The organism is Caballeronia choica (assembly GCF_001544535.1).
GTDB classification, from domain to species: domain Bacteria; phylum Pseudomonadota; class Gammaproteobacteria; order Burkholderiales; family Burkholderiaceae; genus Caballeronia; species Caballeronia choica.
In genome coordinates, this window is the sequence record NZ_FCON02000079.1 from 1 (window position 1) to 23,096 (window position 23,096).

A 23,096-nucleotide genomic window follows, 5' to 3' on the forward strand; every position below is an offset into this window, starting at 1 on the left:
CTACATGCCAACAACGATGAAACCCTGCTAACGACACTCCCCCGGTTGGACCACTCCGACGTAACGGGCTAGCGGCGACTGGCAAGGATTGGCGGTGGAAAGCTGCTTTCTTTGCTTACTTTCTTTGCAGCAGCAAAGAAAGTGAGTCCCGCCCCGGACAGGGGCAGAGCAAATAAACCAATAAGAATACAAGTTCCATAGAAGCCCAAGCGCATCAAACGGTGTAAACCACACCACACCACCCCCCGCCCCAAGCGCCAGCGATCAAATCACCTGATTAGCGACATCATCAACCGCCTGACGCACAATCCCGACGATCTCGTCCACCTCACCCCGCGTCGTGACGAGCGGCGGCGCAAAGCCAAGAATATCGCCATGCGGCATCGCACGCGCGATCACACCGCGCTCCAGCGCCGCCGCCGACACCTTCGGCCCCACCTTCAGCGCAGCGTCGAACGGCCTGCGGCCTTCCTTGTCGGCCATGAATTCGAGCGCCGCGAGCATCCCCGCGCCACGCACTTCGCCAACGAGCGGATGCGAGTCGAACGCCGCGTGCAGTTGCGCCTGCAGATACCCGCCGACATCCGCCGCATTCTGCGTGAGGTTCTCGCGCTCCAGAATGTCGAGGTTCGCGAGCGCCGCCGCCGCGCAGATCGGATGCCCCGAATACGTCCAGCCGTGACCCATCGCGCCGTATTCCTGCGAGCCCTTGTCGATCACGTCCCACACGCGCTCGCCAACGATCACGCCCGACAGCGGCGCATACGCGCTCGTCAGCCCCTTCGCGACGGTGATCAGGTCCGGCTGGATGCCATAGTGCTGCGCACCCATCTTCGAGCCGAGTCGCCCGAAGCCGCACACGACTTCATCGGAGATCAGCAGGATGTCGTGCTTCCTGAGCACCTGCTGGATCGCGGACCAGTAACCCTCCGGCGGCGCGATGATGCCGCCCGTGCCCATCACCGGCTCCGCGATGAACGCGGCGATCGTATCGGCGCCTTCCTTCGCGATCAGCTTCTCCAGTTCCTCGACGCAATACGCGGTGAACTGCGCCTCGCTCATGCCGGCCGGCGCCTGACGATACCAGTGCGGGCAGACCGTGTGCTTCACGCGGTCGATCGGCAAGTCGAAGTTCTGGTGAAAGCTCGGCAAGCCCGTGAGGCTGCCGGTCACGATGCCCGAGCCGTGATAGCCGCGCTGGCGCGAGATGATCTTCTTCTTGTTCGGGCGGCCGAGCACGTTGTTGTAGTACCAGACGATCTTGATCTGCGTTTCGTTCGCATCCGACCCGGACATGCCGTAGTACACCTTCTTCATGCCGGCCGGCGACCAGTCGATGATGCGCGACGACAGTTCGATGATCGTATCGGTCGAATGGCCCACATACGTGTGGTAGTACGCGAGCTTCTTTGCCTGCTCGTAGATCGCATCGGCCACTTCGGTGCGGCCATAGCCGATGTTCACGCAATAGAGGCCCGCGAACGCATCGATGTAGCTCTTGCCCTGATGGTCTTCGATGCGGATGCCCTTCGCGCCCGTCACGATCTTGCCCGGCAGCGCGCCGCTCGCGTGATCGTGCGCGTGGGTCGACGGATGCATGAAGTGGGCGCGGTCTTCGTTGAACAACTGTTCGAGTTGGGTCATGTGCTTCTCCTTGAATATTCAATTCGGTTAAGCGGCGCTCGTGAGCGGCAGGCCGAGATTGCCGAGGCAAAAATATTTGGTTTCGACGAACGGCTCGAAGCCCTCCGCGCCGCCTTCGCGGCCGAGTCCCGATGCCTTCATGCCGCCGAACGGGATCGGCGCGCCGGTGAACTTCACGCCGTTCACCGAGACCATCGCGAAGTCGAGCCGTCTCACGAGCTGGAAGATCGTGTCGATGCGTTGCGCGCAGACGTAGGCGGCGAGCCCGTATTCGGTGTCGTTGGCGAGGGCAATCACTTCGTCGAGCGTTTCGAACGACGAGATGGCGGACGTCGGCGCGAAATTCTCCTCGTCGTAGATGCGCATGCCCGGTTTGGCATCGGCGATGACGGTAGGTTCGAGAAACCATCCGCCGAGCGCATGCGGCTTGCCGCCCGCCACGATGCGCGCGCCCTTCGCCTTCGCATCCTCGACGCGCGCGAGGGTCGTATCGAAAGCGGCCTGGTGCATCAGCGGACCAATGTCCACGCCCGCCTCGAATGCGGGACCGACTTTCAATTGCTTCACCGCATCACCGTACTGCTCGACGAAGCGCGCGTATAGCGGCGCCGCAACAAAGATGCGGTTGGCCGCGCAGCAGTCCTGGCCCGAAGTCTGGAACTTCGCGTTCACCGCTATCCTCACGGCCTGGTCGAGATCGGCATCCTCGGTGACGATGAACGGCGCGTTGCCGCCAAGTTCCAGCGCGAGCTTCTTGATGCCCGACTCCGCCGCTGCACGCGCGACGAGACCGCCCACGCGCGTCGACCCGGTAAAGCTCACCGCGCGCACGCGCGAGTCGCGCACGAGGGTATCCATCGCCATTTGCGGCTCGCCCAGCACGACGTTGAACACGCCCGCCGGGAAGCCGGCTTCTTCGGCGAGTTGCGCGAGCGCAAGCGCCGAGAACGGCGTCTCGTGCGCGGGCTTGACGACCACCGTGCAGCCCGCCGCGATCGCGGCCGCGGCCTTGCGCGTGATCATCGCGACCGGGAAATTCCACGGCGTGATCAACGCGGCCACGCCGACCGGCTCCATCACCGTGCCGAGATGCGCGCCATCGATGTGCGTCGGGATCGTGCGGCCCGTGAGGCGCTTTGCTTCGTTGGCGAACCACTCGACGAAGCTCGCCGCATACGCGATCTCGCCGCGCGCTTCGGCAAGCGGCTTGCCCTGTTCGAGCGAGAGGATGCCCGCGAGATCATGCTGATGACGCAGGATCAGTTCATGCCACCGCAGGAGCCGCGCGCTGCGTTTTTCCTGCGACACCCAGCGCCATGCTTCGAATGCACGCTGCGCGGCATCGACCGCTGCCGTGATCTGCGCGGCTTCGAGCATCGGCACATGACCGATCACGCTTTGATCGGCCGGGTTCTGCACGGCGACGGTGGATGCGCTGTCGCTGTGCACCCAGCGGCCATCGGCATAGCAAAGGGATTTGAAGAGGATAGGATGACCCAGCATCATGAACGGCTCCTGTTGGTCCTGGTATGCATCCAATGTAAGGCTTCAGCGTCCTTCGATTTTTTCGTTGCGGACCGCTTTGGTTGAGGTTTTTTCTGTTCTCGCTACGCGTTGCCGGAATTTCTTCAGGCCCAGTCGGGCGCATCGTCCGGCATGCTCTTCACGACCTTGGTCACGATGTACGTGAAGTACTTTTCGATGCCGAGTTCATCGACGAGCAACGAATCGATGAAGCGTTGATAGTGGTCGATGTCGCGCGCCACGACATGCAGCACATAGTCCACGCCGCCGCCCGTCGCGTAGCATTGCGCGACCTCGGGCGCACTCGCCACGCGCTCCTCGAAGCGCCGCATGTCGTGGGCGGTGTGGCGCGCCAGCGTCACTTCCACGATGATGCGGCTCCCCTTGAACACCGCCGACCAGTCGACGTCCGCGCGATAACCGCGGATGATGCCGCTCTCTTCGAGCTTCCTTACGCGCTCCCAGGCCGGCGAGATCGACAGGTTCACCTCTTCGGCAAGCCGCGATTTCGTGATGCGGCCATCGCGCGCGAGGATGCGCAGGATGGCAAGGTCGTAGCGGTCGAGCTTGATCAATTAGATCGCCACCGGAATGTTGCGCTCGACGATATCCGCGACGACGGCCACCGTATCGCCGATCTGTACGAGCCCCGGGAAGTGCCGCGCCGCTAGCAAGCCGCCTCGCCGCGCTCGATATTCGACTGGCGTGGCGCCGGTGCGCGTCGCGTCGTAGACGCGCGCGAGCACGTCGCCTTTCTTCACGACGTCCCCTAAATTACGGCACATTTCGAGCAGGCCGCTGTGTTCGCTCGTCGTGTAGCAGGAGCCGTCGGGCATGTCGAGGAGCGTCGTCGTCCGGTTCGGCTCGCCGTTGTCGAACGTCTCCTTCGCGAGCACGCCCGCATGCGCGAGCAGGCCGTACACGCCCCGCTCCGCGACCGCGACGCTCGCCGCGCTCGCCGATCCGCCGCCGCCGAGTTCCGTCGATACGAACACCTTGCCCGCTTCCTCGACCGCGCTATCGAACAGGCCGACGCTGTCGAGTTCCAGCATGCGCATCGAATACGGCGCGCCGAACGCGCGCATCGCGGCTTCGCAGCGTGCTTGCTGCGTGGCGTCCGGCAGCACATGGATTGCCGCGAAGGGCACGAAGTCGAGCGTCCTGCCGCCCGCGTGGATATCGAGCACGTAGTCCGCGAGCGGCAACAGATGCCGCTGGAAGTAATCCGCGATCTTCTCGGTCACGGTGCCATCCGGCTTGCCCGGAAAGCTGCGGTTGAGATTGCCCGCATCGAGCGGCGACGTGCGCGTGCCCGCCGCGAACGCCGGGAAGTTCATGAACGGCACGATGATGACGCGGCCGTTGATGTCGCCAGCCTTGAGCGTCGCGGCCAGCTTCGACAGCGCGATCGGGCCTTCATACTCGTCGCCGTGATTGCCGCCCGTGAGCAGCACGGTCGGACCCTCGCCGCGCCTGATTACCGTGACCGGAATCATCACCGCGCCCCACGCGGAATCGTCGCGTGAATAGGGCAGCTTGAGGAAGCCGTGCTGCTCGCCGTCGGCGGAAAAATCGACCGTCGGCTGGATCGGGGACGCGCGCATTCGCTACTCCTTCACGAACAGTTTGCGAGGCGTGTTGCAGAAGGTCTCGACGCCGGTGTCCGTAATCAGGATGCTCTCCGTGATTTCCAGGCCCCAGTCGTCGAGCCACAGCCCCGGCATGAAGTGAAACGTCATGCCGGGTTCGAGGACGGTCTTGTCCCCGGGACGCAGGCTCATCGTGCGCTCGCCCCAGTCGGGCGGATAGCTCGCGCCGATCGGATAGCCGCAGCGGCTGTCCTTCTCGATACCCGACTTGCGCAACACCGCGAAGAACGCGTTGGCGATGTCCTCGCACAGATTGCCCGGCTTCGCTGCCGCAAGGCCCGCTTCGATGCCTTCGATAACAGCCTTTTCCGCTTCGATGAAATGCTGCGGCGGGCGGCCGAGATACACCGTGCGCGACTGCGGACAGTGGTAGCGCTTGAAGCAGCCGGCGATTTCGAAGAACGTGCCCGCGTTCGCCGCGAACGCGGAATCGTCCCACGTGAGATGCGGCGCGGCGGCATCGGAACCGGTCGGCAGGAGCGGCACGATGGCCGGATAATCGCCGCCATATCCTTCGACACCGGTGATCCCCGCCGAGTAGATCTCGGCGACGAGATCATTCTTCTTCATGCCCGGCTCGACCTTCTCGACGATGCGCGCATGCATCTTCTCGACGATGCGCGCCGCCACGCGCATGTACTCGATCTCGCGCGCCGACTTCACCGCGCGCTGCCAGTTCACGAGCGCGGTCGCATCGATCCATTGCGCCTGCGGCAAGTGCTGGGTCAGCGACGCATACGCTTTCGCGCTGAAGTAGTAGTTGTCCATCTCCACGCCGATGCGGCACTTCTGCCAGCCGCGCGCCGCGATGACTTCGGTCGACAGATAGTCCATCGGATGGCGCACTGGCGACTGCACGTAGTGATCCGGATAGCCGACGATGTTGTCGTGCGCCATGAATGCCGTGCGCTTCGCGCCGTTCGCATCCTGGCCTCGGCCGAACCATACCGGCTCGCCTTCCATCGCGAGCAGCACGCACTGATGCACGTAGAACGACCAGCCGTCGTAGCCCGTCAGCCACGCCATGTTGGTCGGATCGGTCACGATCATCAGATCGATGCCCGCCTTCTGCATCGCGCGCCGCGTCTTCGCGATGCGAGCGTCGTACTCGCTGCGCTCGAACGGCAGGCGCACGGTGGGCGCGCTCGCCTTCGGCCTTTCCTGTTGTGTTGTATCTGACATCGTCCCCTCTTCAGAGCGTCACGTCGTTGGTGAAAATGGTGCCTGCGCCAGCGGCCTTCGCCCGCGATATCGCAAGCGCGGCGATCGCCGTGTCCTGTGCGCCGGTGCCGGTGAGATCGCAGACGGTGATGTCCGCATCGCTCGTGCGGCCCGGTGCTTGTCCGGCAATGACCTCGCCGAGTTCGGCGAATGTCTTGTCGGCTTTTACGACGCCCGCCTCGATCGCGTGATGCAGTTCGCCGAGCACGCGCGTCTGCTGGATGCGGTCGCAGATGTAGTGCGCTTCATCGAATACATCCGGCGCGAGTTCGTTCTTGTGTTCCGCATCCGAGCCCATCGCGGTGATGTGCAAGCCGGGATGCAGGTCGCGTGCATGGATCAGCGGTTCGCGGCTCGGGGTGGTCGTGATGGCGATGTCGGCGTGCTTCAGCGCAGCGCTCACACTGTCCGCGACTTCGCATTGCACGCCTTCGGTCTCTTGCGCGAAGCGTGCCGCACGTTGCGGATCGCGCGCCCATACGGTCACGTGCTCGATCTTGCGCACGAGCATCAGCGCCTTCAGTTGCAGGCGCGCCTGCTCGCCTGCGCCGATGATCGCGACGCGCTTTGCATCGTTATTCGCGAGCCAGCGCGCGGCGACCGCGCCCGCTGCCGCCGTGCGCACCGCGGTGAGATAGCCGTTGTCGAGCAAGATCGCTTCCGTGAGGCCAGTGCGTGCCGACAGCACGAGCATCAACCCATTGAGACTCGGCAGCCCGAGCGACGGATTGTTGAAGAATCCCGGACTCACCTTGATCGCGAAGCTTTCGAAGCGCGGCAGGTATGCGGTCTTCACATCGACCTCGCCCGCGTGCTGCGGGATGTCGAGCCGAAGGATCGGCGGCATCGCCACGGCTTCCGTCGCGAGCGAGCGGAACGCAGCCTCGACCTGATCGATGGCGGCGAGATCGAGCGGCACGAGCGCGCGCAGTTGCGCCTCGCCAAGAATGGAAATGGACGGCATGTCACAAGGCTCCGATGAGACGGCGATGCAATTCGATGTCGATATTGCAGCCGCTGACGACGATCACGATCGGTCCGCGCGGCGCGTCGAGCACGCGATCCAGCACGGCCGACATGCCGACCGCCGCCGCACCTTCCACGACGAGACGTTCTTCGCGATACGCATGCACGATGCCGCGCGCGATCGACGCTTCATCGAGCAACACCACGCGATCGATTAGCGCGCGCGTCATCGCGAACGTAAGCTGGTTGTCGAGGCCGATGCCGCCGCCGAGCGAATCGGCGAGCGTCTCGACTTCATCGACCAGTACGGGCTTTTCGGCCACAAGACTCGCGTGCATCGCCGCGCCGCGCGCCATCGTCACGCCGATCATCGCGACATCCGGATTGATTTGCTTCGCCGCGAACGCGACACCGCTGAACAAGCCGCCGCCCGAAAGCGGCACGATGACCGTCGCGGTAGAGGGCAGCGCTTCGAGAATCTCCAGCCCGATCGTGGCCTGCCCCGCGATCACGTGCGGGTCGTCGAACGGCGGCACGAACGCGAAGCCCTCTTCACGCACGAGCCGCATCGCCTCGACTTGCGCATCGTCCTGGCTCTTGCCCGCGATGACGACACGCGCGCCCAGCGCGGCCACTGCATCGACCTTGTTCTTCGGCACGAGCGAGGACATGCACACGGCCGCTTCGATGCCAAGCGCGCGCGCCGCGTGAGCGACCGCGCGTCCATGATTGCCCGTCGATGCGGTCACCACGCGCGTCACGCCACGCTCCGCGAGTTCGGTGAGCGCGCTTGTCGCGCCACGCAGCTTGAAGCTGCCGGTCGGCTGGACGGTTTCGAGCTTGAGATGGACCGGCACGCCGGCCATGTGCGAGAGCGCAGGCGATTCAACGAGCGGCGTGCGGCAGACGCGCCCTTCGATGCGCTGACGCGCGCGATAGACATCGGCAAGCGAAATGGCGGACATGTGAGCGCGGCTGCGTTGAGTTCCAGTGCAACCGAGTCTAATGTCCTAAAAAATCGATTTCGAATGTCCTAGATCATTTCAGTTGAAGTCATGCACGTGAGGGTATTGCTCGAACACCGCACGCATCGTTTCCACCGCGCTTTTGAACGTCGCATCGCTCACTTCGGCACCGACGCACAGCCGCACCGCATTCGGCCGCTCGGCCCCTCTGACAAGGAACGGATCGGGCGACGTCACCGCGATATCGCGATTGCGCAGCTCGCGCGTGATGCGATCCGCCTGCCAGTAATCGGGCACGCGCAGCCACACCGAAAGCGCATGCGGATGACTGCCGAGCACATACGCACCCAGCGCCTCGCGCACGATCGCCTGGCGCGCTGCGAGCCGTTCACGCTGGATCTCGACCAGCCGTTGCGCGGTGCCGTCGTTGATCCAGCGCGTCGCGACTTCGGCGATCGGCGAGGTCGCCATCCAGCTGCTCACGCGCAACACGCTCTCGGCGCGCAGGGCGAGACGCGGCGGCATCGTCAGGTAGCCGGTGCGCAGGCCGCTCAGCACGGACTTCGTCATGCTCGTGCAGTAGAACGCGAGGTCCGGTATCAGGCTCGCAATCGGCGTGTGCGCCTTCGCGGGCAGCGCGCCGTACACGTCGTCCTCGATCACATAGACGCCGTAGCGCTGCGCGATGCGCGCAATCGCGCGGCGCCGTGAATCGGGCATCAGCGCGACAGTCGGGTTGTTCAGCGTCGGCGTGCAGACGAGTGCGCTCACGCGCTCGCTGTCGCACATCTCCTCGAAATGCTCGGGCCGGATGCCGTGCTCGTCGATCTCGAGGCCCTTGAGCGTAAACCCCAACACGCTCGCCGAACCGATCACGCCGTGATCCGTCAGGCTCTCGCACAGGACGGTATCGCCCGGGCCGACGATCGAAGCGAGCGCGAGGAAGATGCCGTGCGCCGCGCCATTCGTCACGAGCAGCGCGTTCGCGCTCACCGGCATGTTGAGCGACGCGAGCCACGCCGCGCCCGCCTGCCGGTGATGCTCGAAGCCCGCGATCGGCCGGAATGCGCGTATCCACGGCTGGTCCTCGACTGTCGCGAGCGTCGCGCACACCTTGCGCCACATCGCATCGTGCTCGGCGGTATGCACGATGCGCGCGATCGAAAAGTCGACCACCGAGCGTTCGGCGGTGTCGAGCATATAGTTCGACATGGCCTCGGTCACGCGCGCCGCCACGAAGCTGCCGCGCCCGACCTCGCAGCGGATCAGCCCCTGCCGCTCCAGTTCCTTGTAGGCGTTGGTGACCGTCTGCACGCTGATCGCCAGGTCCGCCGCGACTTCCCGCTGTGGCGGCAGACGCGCGCCCGAGGCGAGCGCCGAACTCTCGATGTCGCCCGCTATCGCCTTCACCAGCCGCTTGTATTTCGATTGCACGCCCTGCACCGTGCGCACCGCTTCGCGCCATCGCTCGTTCACTTTCCACTCCTTCGATGCCCCTTTTGCGTACCTCAATGGTCGCCGAAAACGCAGCCTGAAAATTATTGTCCTAGAGCAATCGGAACAAATATATGGCTTTGTATGCTGCGTTCATGGCTGTGTTCCGCGACACCGGCGAAGCCTTTGCAGACAAGGCTGATCTCAGGGTTTGCGAGCATCCGACCAGGGCGCCGGCGCATGGTGCGGCGCAATCAACCACGCGATGAATACGAACCACGAACCAGTAAAACGGGATCGATATGAAAATCAAGCGAGTGTATGGATTGTTGGGCGCGCTATGGATTGCGGCGGCGGGACTGGTCGCACATGCGCCGGCCGCGAGTGCCGAGACAACGTTGCAGCGCATCCAGCGCACCGGTGAAGTGCGCATCGGTTATGCCAATGAAAACCCGTTTGCCTACACGACGCCGGATGGCACGGTCACCGGCGAATCGCCCGAGATCGCCAAGAAAATCTTTGCGAAGCTCGGCGTCAAGAAGGTCGATGCTGTTTTGACCGAATGGGGCGCGTTGATTCCGGGGCTGCGCGCCGGCCGCTTCGACGTGATCGCCGCCGGCATGTACGTGACGCCGGAGCGCTGCAAGCAGGTTGCCTTCGCCGATCCGCAATACCAGATCCCCGACACGCTGCTCGTCCTCAAGGGCAATCCGAAGAACCTGAAGAGCTACGCGGATGTCGCGAAACAACCGGACACGAAACTTGCTGTAATGGCAGGGACGGCCGAACTCGGCTACTCGCGTGCAGCGGGCATCAAGGACGATCAGATCCTGCAGGTGCCCGACACGACCGCGCAATTGCAGGCGGTGCGCGCGCGCCGTTCCGATGCCGCAGTCGGCACTGCATTGACGATGAAGGGTCTCGCCGCGAAGGGCGGTCCGGAGATCGAGGCGATTCCCAATTTCACCGACGACCCGAAGCACATCGGCTACGGCGCACTGGCGTTCCGCCCGGAAGACACGGACCTGCGCGATGCGGTGAACAAGGAACTGCATGCGTGGCTCGGCACCGGGGACCACCTGAAGACGGTTGCACCGTTCGGCTTCGACAAGAGCAACCTGCCGACCAAGAAGACCGCCGAGCTTTGCGGCGGCTGACCTGGCCGCTGCAAACGTAAAGCCTGTGTAAAGCGTGGCGCGTGCGTTGCAACCCTGCGCGCCATGTCCGGATTCAAGGCGTGCCGAGTGTCCCCGGGCACGCCAGACAGTGAAGCGAGGAACCGCCATGCGTGAACTCATGCCCCTTTTGATGAAGGGCACCCTCGTCACCATCGAGATCGCCTTCTACAGCATCCTGCTCGCGATCGTCATGGCAGGCGTCGCCGCCGCTATGCGCACGGCGCCGTGGCGGCCGGTGCGCTGGATCGGAAACGTCTACGTCGAAATCTTCCGCGGCACGTCGCTCCTCGTGCAACTGTTCTGGTTCTTCTTCGTGCTGCCGCTGCCGCCGTTCAACCTCGAACTCACGCCGTTCACCGTCGCGATCGTCGGGCTCGGGCTGCACTACGGCGCCTATGGCTCGGAGATCCTGCGCGGCGCGTTGCGCTCGGTGCCCGGCGGCCAGTTCGAAGCGGCACTTGCATTGAACATGCCGGCCGCCATCCGCATGCGCCGCATCGTGTTGCCGCAGGCGATGATCAACGCGCTGCCGCCCGCGACGAACCTGATGATCGAACTGCTCAAGGGCACGTCGCTGGTGTCGCTGATCACGCTCTCGGACCTTACGTTCCGCGCGCGCCAGCTCGATGAATCGACGTTCAAGACCGCCGAGATATTCGCGCTGACGCTCCTGATTTACTTCGTGCTCGCGCAGGTCATTTCCTACGTGATGCGTCATTTCGAGCGGCGCTTCAGCAGTCATCTCGTCCGCCGCACGCCGAGGATCGCCAAATGACTCATTTCTTCGACATGAAATATGCGCTGCACATCCTGCCTGATCTGCTGCGCGCATCGGTGTACACCATCGGCATCACGCTGGTCGGCTTTGCAATCGCGCTCGTGCTCGGCCTCGTCCTCGCGATCCTGCGGCGCAGCGATGTGCAGGCGATCTCGAAGCCCACGGCCTTCTTCATCGAATTCATCCGCAGCACGCCGCTCCTGATCCAGGTGTATGTGCTCTTTTATGTCGCGCCGCTCTATGGCCTCACGATGTCGGCGCTGACCGCGGGCACCATCGGCATCGCGGTGCATTACGCGTGCTATGTGTCGGAGGTGTATCGCGCGGGCCTGAACGGCGTTGCGCGCGGCCAGTGGGAGGCGGCGTGCGCACTGTCGCTCTCGCCGTGGCGCACGTATGGCGGCGTGATCCTGCCGCAAGCGATCCGTCCGATCATTCCCGCGCTCGGCAACTACCTCGTCGCGATGTTCAAGGACACGCCGGTGCTCTCCGCGATCACGGTCGTCGAGCTTATGCAACAGGCGAAGAACATCGGCTCCGAGACGTTCCGCTATCTCGAACCGATCACGATGACGGGACTGTTCTTTCTATTGATCAGCGTGACGTTCGCCTCGGGCGTGCGCCATCTCGAACGACGCGTGAGGTTGCCATGAACCCGAATGCCCAGGTCCGCGCAATTCAAGCCACCCCTACCCGGCCCGGCGGTGCACGCTGATGGAACTCCAGGAGAAGCAGATGAAACGAGATCTCGACCCTGCACTCGGTGCAGCCGCCGACGCAGAGGCTTCGACCCCCATGGTCCGCTTCAAGGGCGTGACGAAGCGCTACGGTCCGCTCACGGTCCTCGACGAACTCGATCTCGATGTCGCGCGCAACGAGAAGGTCGCGATCATCGGGCCGAGCGGTTCGGGCAAGTCCACGCTCCTGCGCGTGCTGATGACGCTCGATCCGCTGACCGACGGCATGATCGAAGTCGACGGCGAACCGCTCACGCACCAGATGCGCAACGGCGTGCTCGTGCCTGCGTCCGAGCGCCACGTGCGGCAGGTACGCAGCAAGATCGGCATGGTGTTCCAGAGCTTCAACCTGTTCCCGCACATGACCGCGTTGCAGAACACGATTGAAGCGCCGCTCTTCGTGCTCGGCATGTCGAAAAAGGATGCGACCGAGCGCGGCCGCGAGCTGCTTTCGATGGTCGGGCTAGCGGACAAGTGCAATCACTATCCGTCGCAGCTTTCGGGCGGACAGCAGCAGCGCGTTGCGATTGCGCGTGCGCTTGCGATGCGTCCGAAGGTGATGCTGTTCGACGAAGTGACGTCCGCGCTCGATCCTGAGCTGTGCGGCGAAGTGCTGAACGTGATTCGCAAGCTGGGGCATGAACACGATCTGACGATGCTGATGGTTACGCACCAGATGGGCTTTGCGAAGGATTTCGCTGATCGCGTGTGTTTCTTTTCGCAAGGCAAGATCGTCGAACAGGGCGCACCGCGAGAGTTCTTTTCGGCGCCACGGCATGAGCGCACGCAGCAGTTCTTGCGGGCGGTGACGGAGGCAATGTAGCGGCGTGGTTTGCGCCATATAAGCCTGGGCGCATCAAACTGTGTGACCCCAACCCATCCCCCGAGACGGTGCAATAATCAAGGCTTGGTCTGCCTGGCACCGTGAGAACCTCGGATGATGGATGAACGCATCACACGATCCGCGCAAGCGTTGCAAAGCAACGCGGATTTCTGGTCCCTGCGAATCGTCGATGAACGAACCGACGATCATCAAGTGCGCAACGACGTCGTGCAGCCGTTGCGCACCGCGCGCGAGCGTGGAGCAATGCTGGTCGCGTGGTCCGGTGCCGGCGCGGGTTACGCGGCCACGTCCGACTTGTCGCCCTCTGGCTTGCAGGCCGCGCTCGATGTCGCGACCCGCCGCGCAGAGGCGAGCGCGTCGATATCGCTTATCGATCACCGGCAGATGGTTCGTCCCACGCAAAGCGGCGGCTATGAATCGCCGGGCGTCGAGCAGGTCCTGCCCGACCGCCGCGAATGGCTTCTACGTCTAGCGCACGAATGCGCCGCTGCGCGCATTGACGACCGCATCGTCGAGCGCATCGCCGCCGTCCAGCTCGTGCGCACCGAACACACCTTTCTCACGAGCGACCGCGTGCGCATCGACCAGCGCTTCTCACTCGTGATGCCGCAATTCACCGCCGTGGCGCACGCGCACGGCGACACGCAGGTTCGCACGCTCGGCGGCGACTACGGCACGCTCGCTCAGGGCGGCATCGAGGTCCTCGCGCAGTTCGGCTTCGACGGCGCGGGCGCGCGCATCGCCGGCGAAGCGCTGCAACTGCTCGCCGCGCCGAACTGCCCGACCGGGCCGCGCGACCTGTTGCTCATGCCGGACCAGATGATGCTGCAGATACATGAGTCGATCGGACACCCGCTCGAACTGGACCGCATCCTCGGCGACGAGCGCAACTTCGCGGGCTCGAGCTTCGTGAAGCCAGCGTTCTTCGGCCACTATCGTTATGGCTCGCCGCTGCTCAACGTGACGTTCGATCCCGAACAGCGCGGAGAAGCGGCCGCCTACGCGTTCGATGACGACGGCACGCCGGCGACCAAGGCCTATCTGATCCGCGACGGCCTGCTCGAGCGTGCGCTCGGTGGCGCGCTGTCGCAGCAGCGCGCGCAACTGCCGGGCGTGGCGAATTCCCGCGCATCGAGCTGGAATCGCCCGCCGATCGATCGCATGGCGAATCTCAACATCGAGCCGGGCACGAGTTCGCTCGACGCGATGATCGCCGGCATCGAACACGGCATCATGATGCGCACGAATACGTCGTGGTCCATCGACGATCATCGCAACAAGTTCCAGTTCGGCTGCGAATGGGGCCAACTGATCGAGAACGGCCGGCTCACGCAGGTGGTCCGGCAGCCGAATTATCGCGGCATCTCGGCGAACTTCTGGCGCAACCTCGTCGCCGTCGGCAACGCGGAAACACGCGGCGTGTACGGCACATCGATGTGCGGCAAAGGCGAGCCGATGCAGATCGTGCGCGTCGGCCATGCGTCGCCCGCATGCGTGTTCAGCGGCATCGACGTATTCGGAGGCGCGCGATGACGGCCGCCGTGGTCACGAACGGCGCGCCTCCGGGCGACTGGCATCGCCACTTCTCGCTGCTCGCCGATGAAATCGATGCACTGCTTGCCGATGGCGAAGTCGCGCTGACTTCGCTATCGGCGGAAGACTCAGACTTCGTGCGCTTCAACGCCGGCAAAGTGCGGCAGACCGGCCACGTGCGCCAGGGCAGACTCACGCTGCGGCTGATCGACGGCGAGCGTCAAGCGTATTCCACGCTGAGCGTCTGCGGTGATTTGCCGGAGGATCGCCGCGAGATCGCCGCCGCGCTCGGCACGCTCCGCGACGGCCTGCGTCACGCGCCCGACGATCCGCACCTGCTGTTCGACACCTCGCGCTGGGCGCAATCGACGCATCGTCGCGGCACCTTGCCCGACGCCGAAACGCTGGCGCGCGTCGTGACCCGGCACGCTGCCGCGCTCGATTTCGTCGGGTTCTACGCGGGCGGGTCGATTGTGCGCGGCTTCGCTTCGTCGCTCGGCAGCCGTGGATGGTACGAAGTCGGCAATTTCAGTTTTAGCTGGTCGCTGTGCGACCCGAGCGGCCGTGCGATCAAGAGCGTCTACGCCGGCGACGACTGGAGCGAGGACGTTTTCGTGCGCAAGGTCGAGCAGGCCGCGGCCCGGATGGAAGTCCTTGGCCACACGCCGCGCGTGTTGTCCCCTGGGCACTATCGCACCTATCTCGCGCCTTCCGCACTTCAGGAACTGATCGGGACCGCGTCGTTCACCGCGTTCTCCGCGCGCCAGCAGGCCACCGCGCGAAGCGAGTTCTACCGGCTGAACCGTGGCGACGTTTCACTCGATCCGCGCGTGACGCTGACCGAAGACCTCGGCCTCGATATCGCCCCGCGTTTCAACGAAGACGGCTACTTGAGCGAAACGGTGCCGCTGATCGCGCAGGGTCGCGGCGCCGGGCAGCTCACCAACGCGCGCACGGCGCGAGAGTATGGCCTGCGCCCAAATGGCGCACAGGCGAACGAGATGCCCGTCGCGCTTTCGATGAACGGCGGCGACCTGCCTGAAGCCGACGCGCTGTCCGCGCTCGATACGGGCCTCTATGTGGGCAATCTCTGGTACGTGAATTTCTCCGACCGCGTGAATTGCCGTCTGACGGGCATGACGCGCTTCGCCACGTTCTGGGTGGAGCACGGCCGGATCGTCGCGCCCGTCGAGGCGATGCGCTTCGATGACAGCCTCTATCGCGTGCTCGGAAGCGAGCTCGAACGGCTCGGCGCGGGGCCGGAACTGCTGCTGAACGACTGGACCTGGGGTGAACGGGCCACGGGCGGGATGAAGCTGCCGGGGCTGCTCGCCCGCTCGTTCGAGCTGACGCTGTAGCCGACGCTGGAATACGCGCGGTGCATAGTGCGATTTGATGAATTTGGTCATAACGAATCGGTATTGGCTCTAGCGCCGCTTCGCTGTCAATAATCCGCTAGCGGCACGCTTGTATGATAGGAATCCTTGCGACCGGAATGACGCTCGCGACCGCATGGCGCACGCGCCGCCTGTTCAACTTCCATCCCGATGAGGTCGACGATGAGCGACAGACAACCTTCAAACACGCAAACCATCGATCCCTCGTACGAGGCCCGCCGTCGCGAAACCCAGCGCCGCCCCGACGAAGCGCGAAGCGGCCTCTTCAGCACTGAAGACTGGTGGGCCGTCTGGATCGGTCTCGGCATCATCGTGCTCGCCTACGCATTGTTCGCATCGGGCACGAGCATCAAGTGGCTGGCGGTCGCGCCCGCCAAATGGTCGAGCGGCGCGCAGCTTGGCGCCGATCTCGCACAGCATCTCGCCAATTACGTCGCGCTCTTCGTCGTCTTCGCGATCCTGTTCGGCATCGCCATCGCCGCGCTCGGCCAGAGCCTTGTCCGGTTCGTGCCGGGCTTTTTCGCCGTGTTCGTCGTGTCGGCGCTGATCTTCGTCGCGGGCGCCTGGACGAACGCGTCGCGCTACAACCTCGAACCGCCTCTCATCGCGCTTGCGCTCGGGCTGATCGTCTCGAACCTGCTGCGGGTGCCCGCGTGGCTGCAGCCGGCGTTGCGGGTCGAGTTCTACATCAAGATCGGCATCGTGCTGCTCGGCGCCACGCTGCCCTTCACACTGCTCGTGTGGGCCGGCCCGGTCGCGGTTGGACAGGCGACCATCGTCTCGCTCGTCACCTTCTTCGTGATCTTTCTCGCGGCCCGCGCGCTCGGCCTGGACAAGCGCTTCGCGGCGGTGCTCGGCGTGGGCGGCGCCGTGTGCGGCGTCTCGGCGGCGATCGCGGTCGCGGGCGCCGTTCGCGCGAAGCGGGAACAGGCGTCGGTGGCGATCACTCTCGTCGTGGTCTGGGCCATCGTAATGGTGTTCGCGCTGCCCTTCGTGTCACGCGCGCTCGGCTTGCCTACCGGCATCGCGGGCGCGTGGATCGGCACGTCCGAATTCGCCGACGCCGCCGGCATCGCCGCCGCGCAAGCCTATGGCGATCTCGCGAAGCACGCGGCAGGCGCGATCGCGGGTGCGCCGGAAGCGTCGCTGCAGGCGTTCACACTGATGAAAGTGGTCGGCCGCGATATCTGGATCGGCATCTGGGCGTTCGCGCTCGCCATCGTCGCGACGACGCGCTGGGATCGCGACGAACCGGGCGTCATCAAGACGCACACGACCGCCGGCGAAATCTGGACGCGCTTTCCGAAGTTCGTGTTCGGTTTCGTGATCGCGTCGGCGCTCGTCACGTGGATCGCCGGGCATTACACGCTGGCGGAATACCGGAGCGTCGTCACGCCCGCGTTCGTCGCGCCGATCACCGCGCTGCGCACGTGGGCGTTCACCTTCTGCTTCCTCAGCATCGGGCTGACGACGCGGCTCGGCAGCCTTTCATCGACGGGCGCGAAGCCGCTGATAGCGTTCACGGCGGGCGTCGCGGTCAACGTGGTGATCGGTTATCTGCTGTCGGTGCACGTGTTCGGGTCTTATTGGGCATCGCTCGGGCAATGACGGTCAATGTCGCCACCTCCGCCAGCGACGCAACTGGTCGCATCTGCGGCCGTTGCGCGCATTGCGATCACGACCGTCACGCGCTGGAAGCAGCCATTCCCGGCTTGACTGCTTTCGGTTCCGCTTTCGGCGCGAGCGTCGGCGAGACGCGCCTTTGCCGGCTTCATGACCGGCTCGTTTCGCCAGCGGATTCGTGCGGGGAATTCGAGCTCGCCCGGGCGGCGTAGCGCGCCTTTTCTTTCGTTCGCGATTCCCGGCCTGCCGATCCGCGTCGAGTCATATTTCTTACGCAAAGCGTACGACTGCTATGACGTGCAAGTGCGGCGGATTCGGATCGCACGTTCAACCGGCGATTTGCCGGCCACGTCGAGACAGGGCGGGATAGCGCGAGCGATCCTGCCTTGGGTGCTTGAGGTCGAGCGTCATGCGGGTGCCGGGCGCGTCTCGGCAGTATCGGCGGCAAGGGCGGCAAGACCCGATCAATACGAAGAGATGATATTCGTGAACGCGCTCGGCAGATACCGCGATGGTTTCATTTCGTGAAAGCGCTCGATCGCCTGAACATACATCCCGGCATTGAGCGCCTGCGCCACACCCGCACGCGCCACTGCAGCGCCCGGGTGATTGAGCAATATTTTGCCCGCGAGGTGATTCGCGTAGGTCGCCCAGTGTTGCTGACCGGTGGTCGACCAAGGTTCAAGACAGGTGACGAAATTGGTATAGAACGTGAGGTGCCTGACGAAAAAATCCCACCGCCTGAATATCTCGCGCAGCTCGCTCGTGCAGACAGGCACCTTGCGTTCGGTCGTATTGGGGCCGAGCTTGTCGGTGGTCTCCTCGACGCGAAGCCGCTGGGCGACCGTGTTCAGGTCGAGGTCGTCGAGCACGTAAGCGATATCCTGGTCTCGGCCGATCGAATCGTAGAGCAGAAACTTGCAGGAACGCCGCACGATGATGTCATCGACCAGGATATCCGCGGCTCTAGGATTGAAACCCACTGCATTGGGGGCTCTTATTTCCGGCCCTTTGACGACAGCCGGCAATGCCTTGGGATCCGTGCCGAGCTTTGCATAGGCGCTGTCGAAATCACCCCAGAACCTGGCCTTTTCGTCCGTGTCCGGCGATCCAGGAACGGCGCCCTGAATGTACTGGCCCTTGACGGAAAGCCAGAAGTTCGAAATGGCCGGATAGTTTTCCTTGACGATGTGCTTTGTTTCGACGTGCTGGAGCAGCTTCTTTGCCGTCCAATCCTTGGGCTTGGTGTGTAGCGCAAAGAACTCCTGGACACGCAGATAGACTGACAGAGGCCAGTGAAGCACCGCACACCTTCAGCGCGTGATGGTTCGAACGCGGCAACGTCATTTCCGCCCGTTCCCCCCATTCAACCTCCGCCACAACGTCGTCTTGCTGATACCAAGGGCCTGGCAAACCGCCTCGCGATCCCCATTAAGCGAAGCGAGCGCCGCCCGAATCTCGTCCGCTTCGACGTGACGGCTGCGCTCCCTAAGCGTCAGCGCTTCGTCTCGCTCCGCAGGACGCGTCTCGAACACTTCCGGCGCAATCGCCAGCAAATCATCGCTGGTCAGCACGGCTGGCCCGGCACCCTCCGCATCCGCCAACTCGACCCCGATCCGTTCGATCACGTTCTGCAACTCGCGCACGTTCCCCGGCCACGCATACCTCGACAGCGGTTCAGCAAGCGCCGCCAATGCACGCAACGCCGCCTCGGCGTTCTTGACCCGCGCACGCAATCGCGGCTCGCGTTTCGCTACTTGCAACAACAACTCAACCGCGAGCGGCATCAAATCCACCGTCCGCTCCCGCAACGGCGGCAACGCAACATTCAAAATATTGAGCCGATAGTAAAGATCCGCGCGAAACGTCCCGGCCTCGATACCATCGGTCAGCGCGCGATGCGTCGCAGCGATCACGCGTATATCCACGCGCGTCGGCTCGGTCGAGCCGAGCCGCACGACCTCGCGTTCCTGCAACACCCGCAGCAGACGGCTTTGCAGCGGCAACGGCATCTCGCCGATCTCATCCAGAAACAGCGTCCCGCGATGCGCCGCTTCGATCAGCCCGGCCTTGCCGCCTTTACGCGCCCCAGTGAATGCCCCCTCCTCATACCCGAACAACTCGCTTTCAAGCAACGCCTCGGGAAACGCCCCGCAGTTGATCGCGACGAACGCGAAGTCGCGCCGCGCGCTGATCTGATGCAGGCTCTGCGCGACCATCTCCTTGCCGGTGCCGCTTTCGCCAAGAATCAGCAACGTGGCGATCGACTTCGCATAGCGCTGCACGAGCGCGCGAGCGCGCTGCATCGATGGGCTGTCGCCGATCAAATCGTCGAGACGATAACGCGCCGTGAATTGCCGCGTGCGTTGAGTCGAGCGCAGCGTGCGATCAAGCCGCTCGACCGCCCGCGACTCCTGGAACGTCAATACCGTTCCGGCCGCCGCTCCGTTGTTCGCGAGCGGCCCGCGATGCACGACATAGCTCACGCCGCGCACCGAACCCAGCGCCTCGCCGTCGGCATCCGGCAATGCGCCTGCGATATCGGGCGCGAGTTCGAGCAGCGTGCGGCCCACGGCCTCCGTGGCGTCGATGCCGAGCACCGCGGCAAGGCTGCGGTTGATCGCCTCGACCTTGCCCTGCGCGTCGAGCGCGACGACGCCGTCGCGCATGTGCTGCAACAGGTTGTCGAGCCGCTGACGGCGCAACGCTTCACCGCGCGTCGCCCGCGCGACATCGAGTGCGGTATCGAAAGCAGCACGCACGGAGTCGCGCGAGTAGAGAAACACCGCCTTCATGCCGGCGCGCGCCGCCAGATCGGTGACGAGTCCCGGACCGACGACCGCGCCGACGCCCCGGTCGCGCAGATCGAGCACGCAAAGTTCCGCGTCCTCCACGGATCGATACGAGGCGAAGCCGACGTCGATACCGTAGGCGGCGGCGAACCGCCGTACCTCGTCGGGCGTCTCGCCATGCGTGACGAGCGCCACCGACTCCGCTTCCCGCCGCGCGCGGGCCAGCGCATGCATCACGTCGAAGCCGGTCGGACTGATCAGCACGACAGGCACGGCGACCCGAGGCTTCAGGTACGCCCCGTTCGATCCGCCCGCGACGATCACATCGGGCCGTGCGTCGCCGGCCGCTTCGATTTCCTTGACGGCGTCCTCGAATCCGCGTGGCACCACGCGCAAATCGGCCCGGTCGCCGTACTCGTTGGAAATATCGAAGAACAGGTCGCGCAATCGGCTGATCCCCATCGCCCAGAGGCGGGGACGGTCGCCTGCATCGGCATCGGATGGCTGTGATTTCATGGCAAAAAGCATACTCTGGGGGAAGTCGAATATTATGCGCCGTGTTTCTGAAATGAAATCCAGATTTCACGCTGGAACTCGGCCAGCGTTAAGGTGGTTTGGAATATTTCCACAAAATCAATGAGTTAAAAAAATCTATCACGCTGGCCCACCTCTTGCTTATAAGAAGGCCATCAACTGGAGCGAACAATGAACGGACCCAAGAAGGAACCGGGCAGTGCCGGCGCGAAATTCCGCGCGGCAGTGGCCGAAGGACAACCCCTGCAGGTAGTCGGCGCGATCACCGCCTATGCCGCAAAAATGGCCGAGGCGGTCGGCTTCAAGGCGCTGTACCTGTCGGGCGGCGGCGTTGCTGCGAATTCGCTCGGCATTCCCGATCTCGGCATCAGCACGATGGACGACGTGCTGATCGACGCGCGCCGCATCACCGATGCAACCGACCTGCCGCTTCTCGTCGACATCGACACCGGCTGGGGTGGCGCATTCAACATCGCGCGCACCGTGCGTTCGTTCATCAAGGCGGGCGTGGCGGCCGTGCATCTGGAAGACCAGGTCGGCCAGAAGCGTTGCGGCCACCGGCCCGGCAAGGAAGTCGTGCCGACCGCTGAAATGGTCGACCGCGTGAAAGCCGCCGTCGATGCGCGCACCGACGACCAGTTCGTCATCATGGCGCGCACCGATGCGGCGGGGTCGGAAGGCATCGATTCCGCAATCGAGCGCGCGGTAGCCTACGTCGAAGCGGGCGCGGACATGATCTTCCCCGAAGCGATGCAGTCGCTCGACGACTATCGCCGCTTCAAGGCCGCCGTCAAGGTGCCGATCCTCGCGAACCTGACCGAATTCGGCTCGACGCCTTTCTTCACGACGAGCGAGCTGCGCGAGGCCAATGTCGACATCGCGCTGTACTGCTGCGGCGCCTATCGCGCGATGAACGCGGCGGCGCTCAACTTCTACGAAACGACGATGCGCGACGGCACGCAGAAGGCCGCCGTGCCGACGATGCAGACGCGGGCAGACCTCTACAAATACCTTGGCTATCACGCGTACGAAGACAAACTCGACGCGCTGTTCGCCGCAACCAAGTAACTACCAAGTAACTTTCAAGCTGGAGACGACACCAAAATGAGCGAAGCAGACAGCACCACGCCGGCTACCGGCACGTTCAAACCGAAGAAGTCGGTCGCATTGTCGGGCGTGACTGCGGGCAACACGGCGCTGTGCACCGTCGGCCGGACGGGCAACGACCTTCACTATCGCGGATATGACATCCTCGAACTCGCGCGTGCGTGCGAGTTCGAAGAGATCGCGTATCTGCTGGTCCATGAAAAACTGCCGACGCAGGCGGAACTCACCGCCTACAAGACGAAGCTCAAGTCGCTGCGCGGCCTGCCCGCCAACGTGAAGCTCGCCCTGGAATGCGTGCCGGCTTCCGCACACCCGATGGACGTGATGCGCACCGGCGTGTCGGTGCTCGGCACGGTGCTGCCCGAGAAGGACGACCACAGCGTGGCGGGCGCGAAGGATATCGCGGACCGTTTGATGGCATCGCTGGGTTCGATGCTGCTCTACTGGTATCACTTTTCGCACAGCGGCCGGCGCATCGAAGTTGAAACCGACGACGATTCGATCGGCGGACACTTCCTGCACCTGCTGCATGGCGTCGCGCCGTCGAAGTCGTGGGTCGACGCGATGCACGTGTCGCTCAACCTGTACGCGGAGCACGAGTTCAACGCATCGACCTTCACTGGCCGCGTGATCGCGGGCACGGGTTCCGATATCCATTCGGCGATCACCGGTGCGATCGGCGCGCTGCGCGGGCCGAAGCACGGCGGCGCCAACGAAGCCGCGTTCGAGATCCAGTCGCGCTACCAGACGCCCGACGAAGCGGAAGCCGATATCAAGCGGCGCGTCGAGAACAAGGAAGTCGTGATCGGCTTCGGCCATCCGGTGTACACGATCTCGGACCCGCGCAATGGCGTGATCAAGGACGTGGCGAAGAAGCTGTCGCAAGAGGCCGAGAACATGAAGATGTTCGACATCGCCGAGCGGCTCGAAACGGTCATGTGGGAATCGAAGAAAATGTTCCCGAACCTCGACTGGTTCAGCGCGGTGTCGTATCACATGATGGGCGTGCCGACCGCGATGTTCACGCCGCTCTTCGTGATTTCGCGCACGTCCGGCTGGGCCGCGCACATCATCGAGCAGCGCATCGACAACAAGATCATTCGCCCGAGCGCAAACTACACCGGTCCCGAAGACCTGCCGTTCGTGCCGCTCGCGAAGCGCTGAGCTGCA

General features: G+C 64.1%; 19 protein-coding genes. 9 read left to right on the top strand and 10 right to left on the bottom strand.

Going from position 1 to position 23,096, the window contains the following annotated elements; translation table 11 throughout:
• Window positions 1-264: 264 nt before the first annotated feature.
• The 8 genes from AWB68_RS27375 to ehuR all read right to left on the bottom strand — a co-directional run bounded on the left by AWB68_RS27375 (window position 265) and on the right by ehuR (window position 9,445).
• On the bottom strand, window positions 265-1,644 hold the full coding sequence (locus AWB68_RS27375) for an aspartate aminotransferase family protein (RefSeq protein WP_087647478.1): 1,380 nt from the start codon (window positions 1,642-1,644) through the stop codon (window positions 265-267).
• Window positions 1,645-1,671: 27 nt separating this feature from the next.
• Window positions 1,672-3,150 carry an NAD-dependent succinate-semialdehyde dehydrogenase gene (locus AWB68_RS27380; protein WP_087647479.1) on the bottom strand — a complete coding sequence of 493 codons (1,479 nt, stop codon included), beginning with the start codon at window positions 3,148-3,150 and terminating at the stop codon, window positions 1,672-1,674.
• 122 nt (window positions 3,151-3,272) lie between these two features.
• Window positions 3,273-3,743, bottom strand: coding sequence for an Lrp/AsnC family transcriptional regulator (locus AWB68_RS27385; protein WP_087647480.1), 471 nt, complete (start codon window positions 3,741-3,743; stop codon window positions 3,273-3,275).
• Complete coding sequence (doeB, locus tag AWB68_RS27390; RefSeq protein ID WP_087647481.1) at window positions 3,744-4,772, bottom strand: N(2)-acetyl-L-2,4-diaminobutanoate deacetylase DoeB; 1,029 nt, start codon at window positions 4,770-4,772, stop codon at window positions 3,744-3,746. It abuts the gene before it with no gap.
• Window positions 4,773-4,775: 3 nt separating this feature from the next.
• A complete protein-coding gene (gene doeA, locus AWB68_RS27395; RefSeq protein ID WP_087647482.1) occupies window positions 4,776-5,999 on the bottom strand; it encodes an ectoine hydrolase DoeA in 1,224 nt (407 codons plus the stop codon).
• Window positions 6,000-6,009: 10 nt separating this feature from the next.
• Window positions 6,010-7,002: a cyclodeaminase gene (locus tag AWB68_RS27400; protein WP_087647483.1), complete on the bottom strand. Its 993-nt coding sequence runs from the start codon at window positions 7,000-7,002 to the stop codon at window positions 6,010-6,012.
• 1 nt (window position 7,003) lies between these two features.
• A complete protein-coding gene (eutB, locus tag AWB68_RS27405) occupies window positions 7,004-7,969 on the bottom strand; it encodes a hydroxyectoine utilization dehydratase EutB (RefSeq protein WP_087647484.1) in 966 nt (321 codons plus the stop codon).
• A 78-nt stretch (window positions 7,970-8,047) separates the two neighbouring features.
• Window positions 8,048-9,445 carry a MocR-like ectoine utilization transcription factor EhuR gene (ehuR, locus tag AWB68_RS27410; RefSeq protein ID WP_087647485.1) on the bottom strand — a complete coding sequence of 466 codons (1,398 nt, stop codon included), beginning with the start codon at window positions 9,443-9,445 and terminating at the stop codon, window positions 8,048-8,050.
• Between the two features lie 260 nt (window positions 9,446-9,705).
• Between ehuR and ehuB the strand changes: the two genes are divergently transcribed.
• From ehuB to AWB68_RS27445, 7 genes are all read left to right on the top strand, one after another.
• Window positions 9,706-10,560 (top strand): ectoine/hydroxyectoine ABC transporter substrate-binding protein EhuB, encoded by an 855-nt coding sequence (ehuB, locus tag AWB68_RS27415; protein ID WP_087647486.1) that lies wholly within the window; start codon window positions 9,706-9,708, stop codon window positions 10,558-10,560.
• Window positions 10,561-10,687: 127 nt separating this feature from the next.
• Entirely contained in the window at window positions 10,688-11,356 is a 669-nt protein-coding gene (ehuC, locus tag AWB68_RS27420) for an ectoine/hydroxyectoine ABC transporter permease subunit EhuC (RefSeq protein ID WP_200828804.1), read from the top strand.
• Entirely contained in the window at window positions 11,353-12,012 is a 660-nt protein-coding gene (gene ehuD / locus AWB68_RS27425; protein WP_087647487.1) for an ectoine/hydroxyectoine ABC transporter permease subunit EhuD, read from the top strand. Before ehuC ends, ehuD begins: the two co-directional genes overlap by 4 nt.
• A gap of 82 nt (window positions 12,013-12,094) precedes the next feature.
• Complete coding sequence (ehuA, locus tag AWB68_RS27430) at window positions 12,095-12,919, top strand: ectoine/hydroxyectoine ABC transporter ATP-binding protein EhuA (RefSeq protein ID WP_087647506.1); 825 nt, start codon at window positions 12,095-12,097, stop codon at window positions 12,917-12,919.
• Window positions 12,920-13,033: 114 nt separating this feature from the next.
• The gene (locus AWB68_RS27435; protein ID WP_087647488.1) at window positions 13,034-14,473 is read left to right on the top strand and encodes a TldD/PmbA family protein; all 1,440 of its coding nucleotides are present in this window, start codon (window positions 13,034-13,036) and stop codon (window positions 14,471-14,473) included.
• Complete coding sequence (locus AWB68_RS27440) at window positions 14,470-15,831, top strand: TldD/PmbA family protein (protein ID WP_087647489.1); 1,362 nt, start codon at window positions 14,470-14,472, stop codon at window positions 15,829-15,831. The genes AWB68_RS27435 and AWB68_RS27440 overlap by 4 nt, the downstream gene beginning before the upstream one ends.
• A 201-nt stretch (window positions 15,832-16,032) precedes the next feature.
• Window positions 16,033-17,478, top strand: a complete 1,446-nt coding sequence (locus tag AWB68_RS27445; protein WP_087647490.1) for a YeiH family protein — start codon at window positions 16,033-16,035, stop codon at window positions 17,476-17,478.
• Window positions 17,479-17,957: 479 nt separating this feature from the next.
• On the opposite strand, the gene AWB68_RS27455 is transcribed toward AWB68_RS27445, so the two are convergent.
• Window positions 17,958-18,797, bottom strand: a complete 840-nt coding sequence (locus AWB68_RS27455) for a hypothetical protein (RefSeq protein ID WP_087647492.1) — start codon at window positions 18,795-18,797, stop codon at window positions 17,958-17,960.
• A gap of 39 nt (window positions 18,798-18,836) precedes the next feature.
• A complete protein-coding gene (gene prpR, locus AWB68_RS27460) occupies window positions 18,837-20,801 on the bottom strand; it encodes a propionate catabolism operon regulatory protein PrpR (RefSeq protein ID WP_087647507.1) in 1,965 nt (654 codons plus the stop codon).
• 189 nt (window positions 20,802-20,990) lie between these two features.
• On the opposite strand from prpR, the gene prpB reads away from it, so the two are divergent.
• A complete protein-coding gene (gene prpB / locus AWB68_RS27465) occupies window positions 20,991-21,887 on the top strand; it encodes a methylisocitrate lyase (protein WP_087647493.1) in 897 nt (298 codons plus the stop codon).
• Window positions 21,888-21,923: 36 nt separating this feature from the next.
• The gene (gene prpC, locus AWB68_RS27470) at window positions 21,924-23,090 is read left to right on the top strand and encodes a bifunctional 2-methylcitrate synthase/citrate synthase (RefSeq protein WP_087647494.1); all 1,167 of its coding nucleotides are present in this window, start codon (window positions 21,924-21,926) and stop codon (window positions 23,088-23,090) included.
• The last annotated feature ends 6 nt before the right edge of the window (window positions 23,091-23,096 follow it).

Coding starts and splice junctions, on each gene's coding strand:
- AWB68_RS27375 (WP_087647478.1), bottom strand. CDS start 1,644: ATGACCCAACTCGAACAGTTGTTCAACGAAGACCGCGCCCACTTCATG.
- AWB68_RS27380 (WP_087647479.1), bottom strand. CDS start 3,150: ATGATGCTGGGTCATCCTATCCTCTTCAAATCCCTTTGCTATGCCGAT.
- doeB (WP_087647481.1), bottom strand. CDS start 4,772: ATGCGCGCGTCCCCGATCCAGCCGACGGTCGATTTTTCCGCCGACGGC.
- doeA (WP_087647482.1), bottom strand. CDS start 5,999: ATGTCAGATACAACACAACAGGAAAGGCCGAAGGCGAGCGCGCCCACC.
- AWB68_RS27400 (WP_087647483.1), bottom strand. CDS start 7,002: ATGCCGTCCATTTCCATTCTTGGCGAGGCGCAACTGCGCGCGCTCGTG.
- eutB (WP_087647484.1), bottom strand. CDS start 7,969: ATGTCCGCCATTTCGCTTGCCGATGTCTATCGCGCGCGTCAGCGCATC.
- ehuB (WP_087647486.1), top strand. CDS start 9,706: ATGAAAATCAAGCGAGTGTATGGATTGTTGGGCGCGCTATGGATTGCG.
- ehuC (WP_200828804.1), top strand. CDS start 10,688: ATGCGTGAACTCATGCCCCTTTTGATGAAGGGCACCCTCGTCACCATC.
- ehuD (WP_087647487.1), top strand. CDS start 11,353: ATGACTCATTTCTTCGACATGAAATATGCGCTGCACATCCTGCCTGAT.
- ehuA (WP_087647506.1), top strand. CDS start 12,095: ATGAAACGAGATCTCGACCCTGCACTCGGTGCAGCCGCCGACGCAGAG.
- AWB68_RS27435 (WP_087647488.1), top strand. CDS start 13,034: ATGATGGATGAACGCATCACACGATCCGCGCAAGCGTTGCAAAGCAAC.
- AWB68_RS27440 (WP_087647489.1), top strand. CDS start 14,470: ATGACGGCCGCCGTGGTCACGAACGGCGCGCCTCCGGGCGACTGGCAT.
- AWB68_RS27445 (WP_087647490.1), top strand. CDS start 16,033: ATGAGCGACAGACAACCTTCAAACACGCAAACCATCGATCCCTCGTAC.
- prpR (WP_087647507.1), bottom strand. CDS start 20,801: ATGAAATCACAGCCATCCGATGCCGATGCAGGCGACCGTCCCCGCCTC.
- prpB (WP_087647493.1), top strand. CDS start 20,991: ATGAACGGACCCAAGAAGGAACCGGGCAGTGCCGGCGCGAAATTCCGC.
- prpC (WP_087647494.1), top strand. CDS start 21,924: ATGAGCGAAGCAGACAGCACCACGCCGGCTACCGGCACGTTCAAACCG.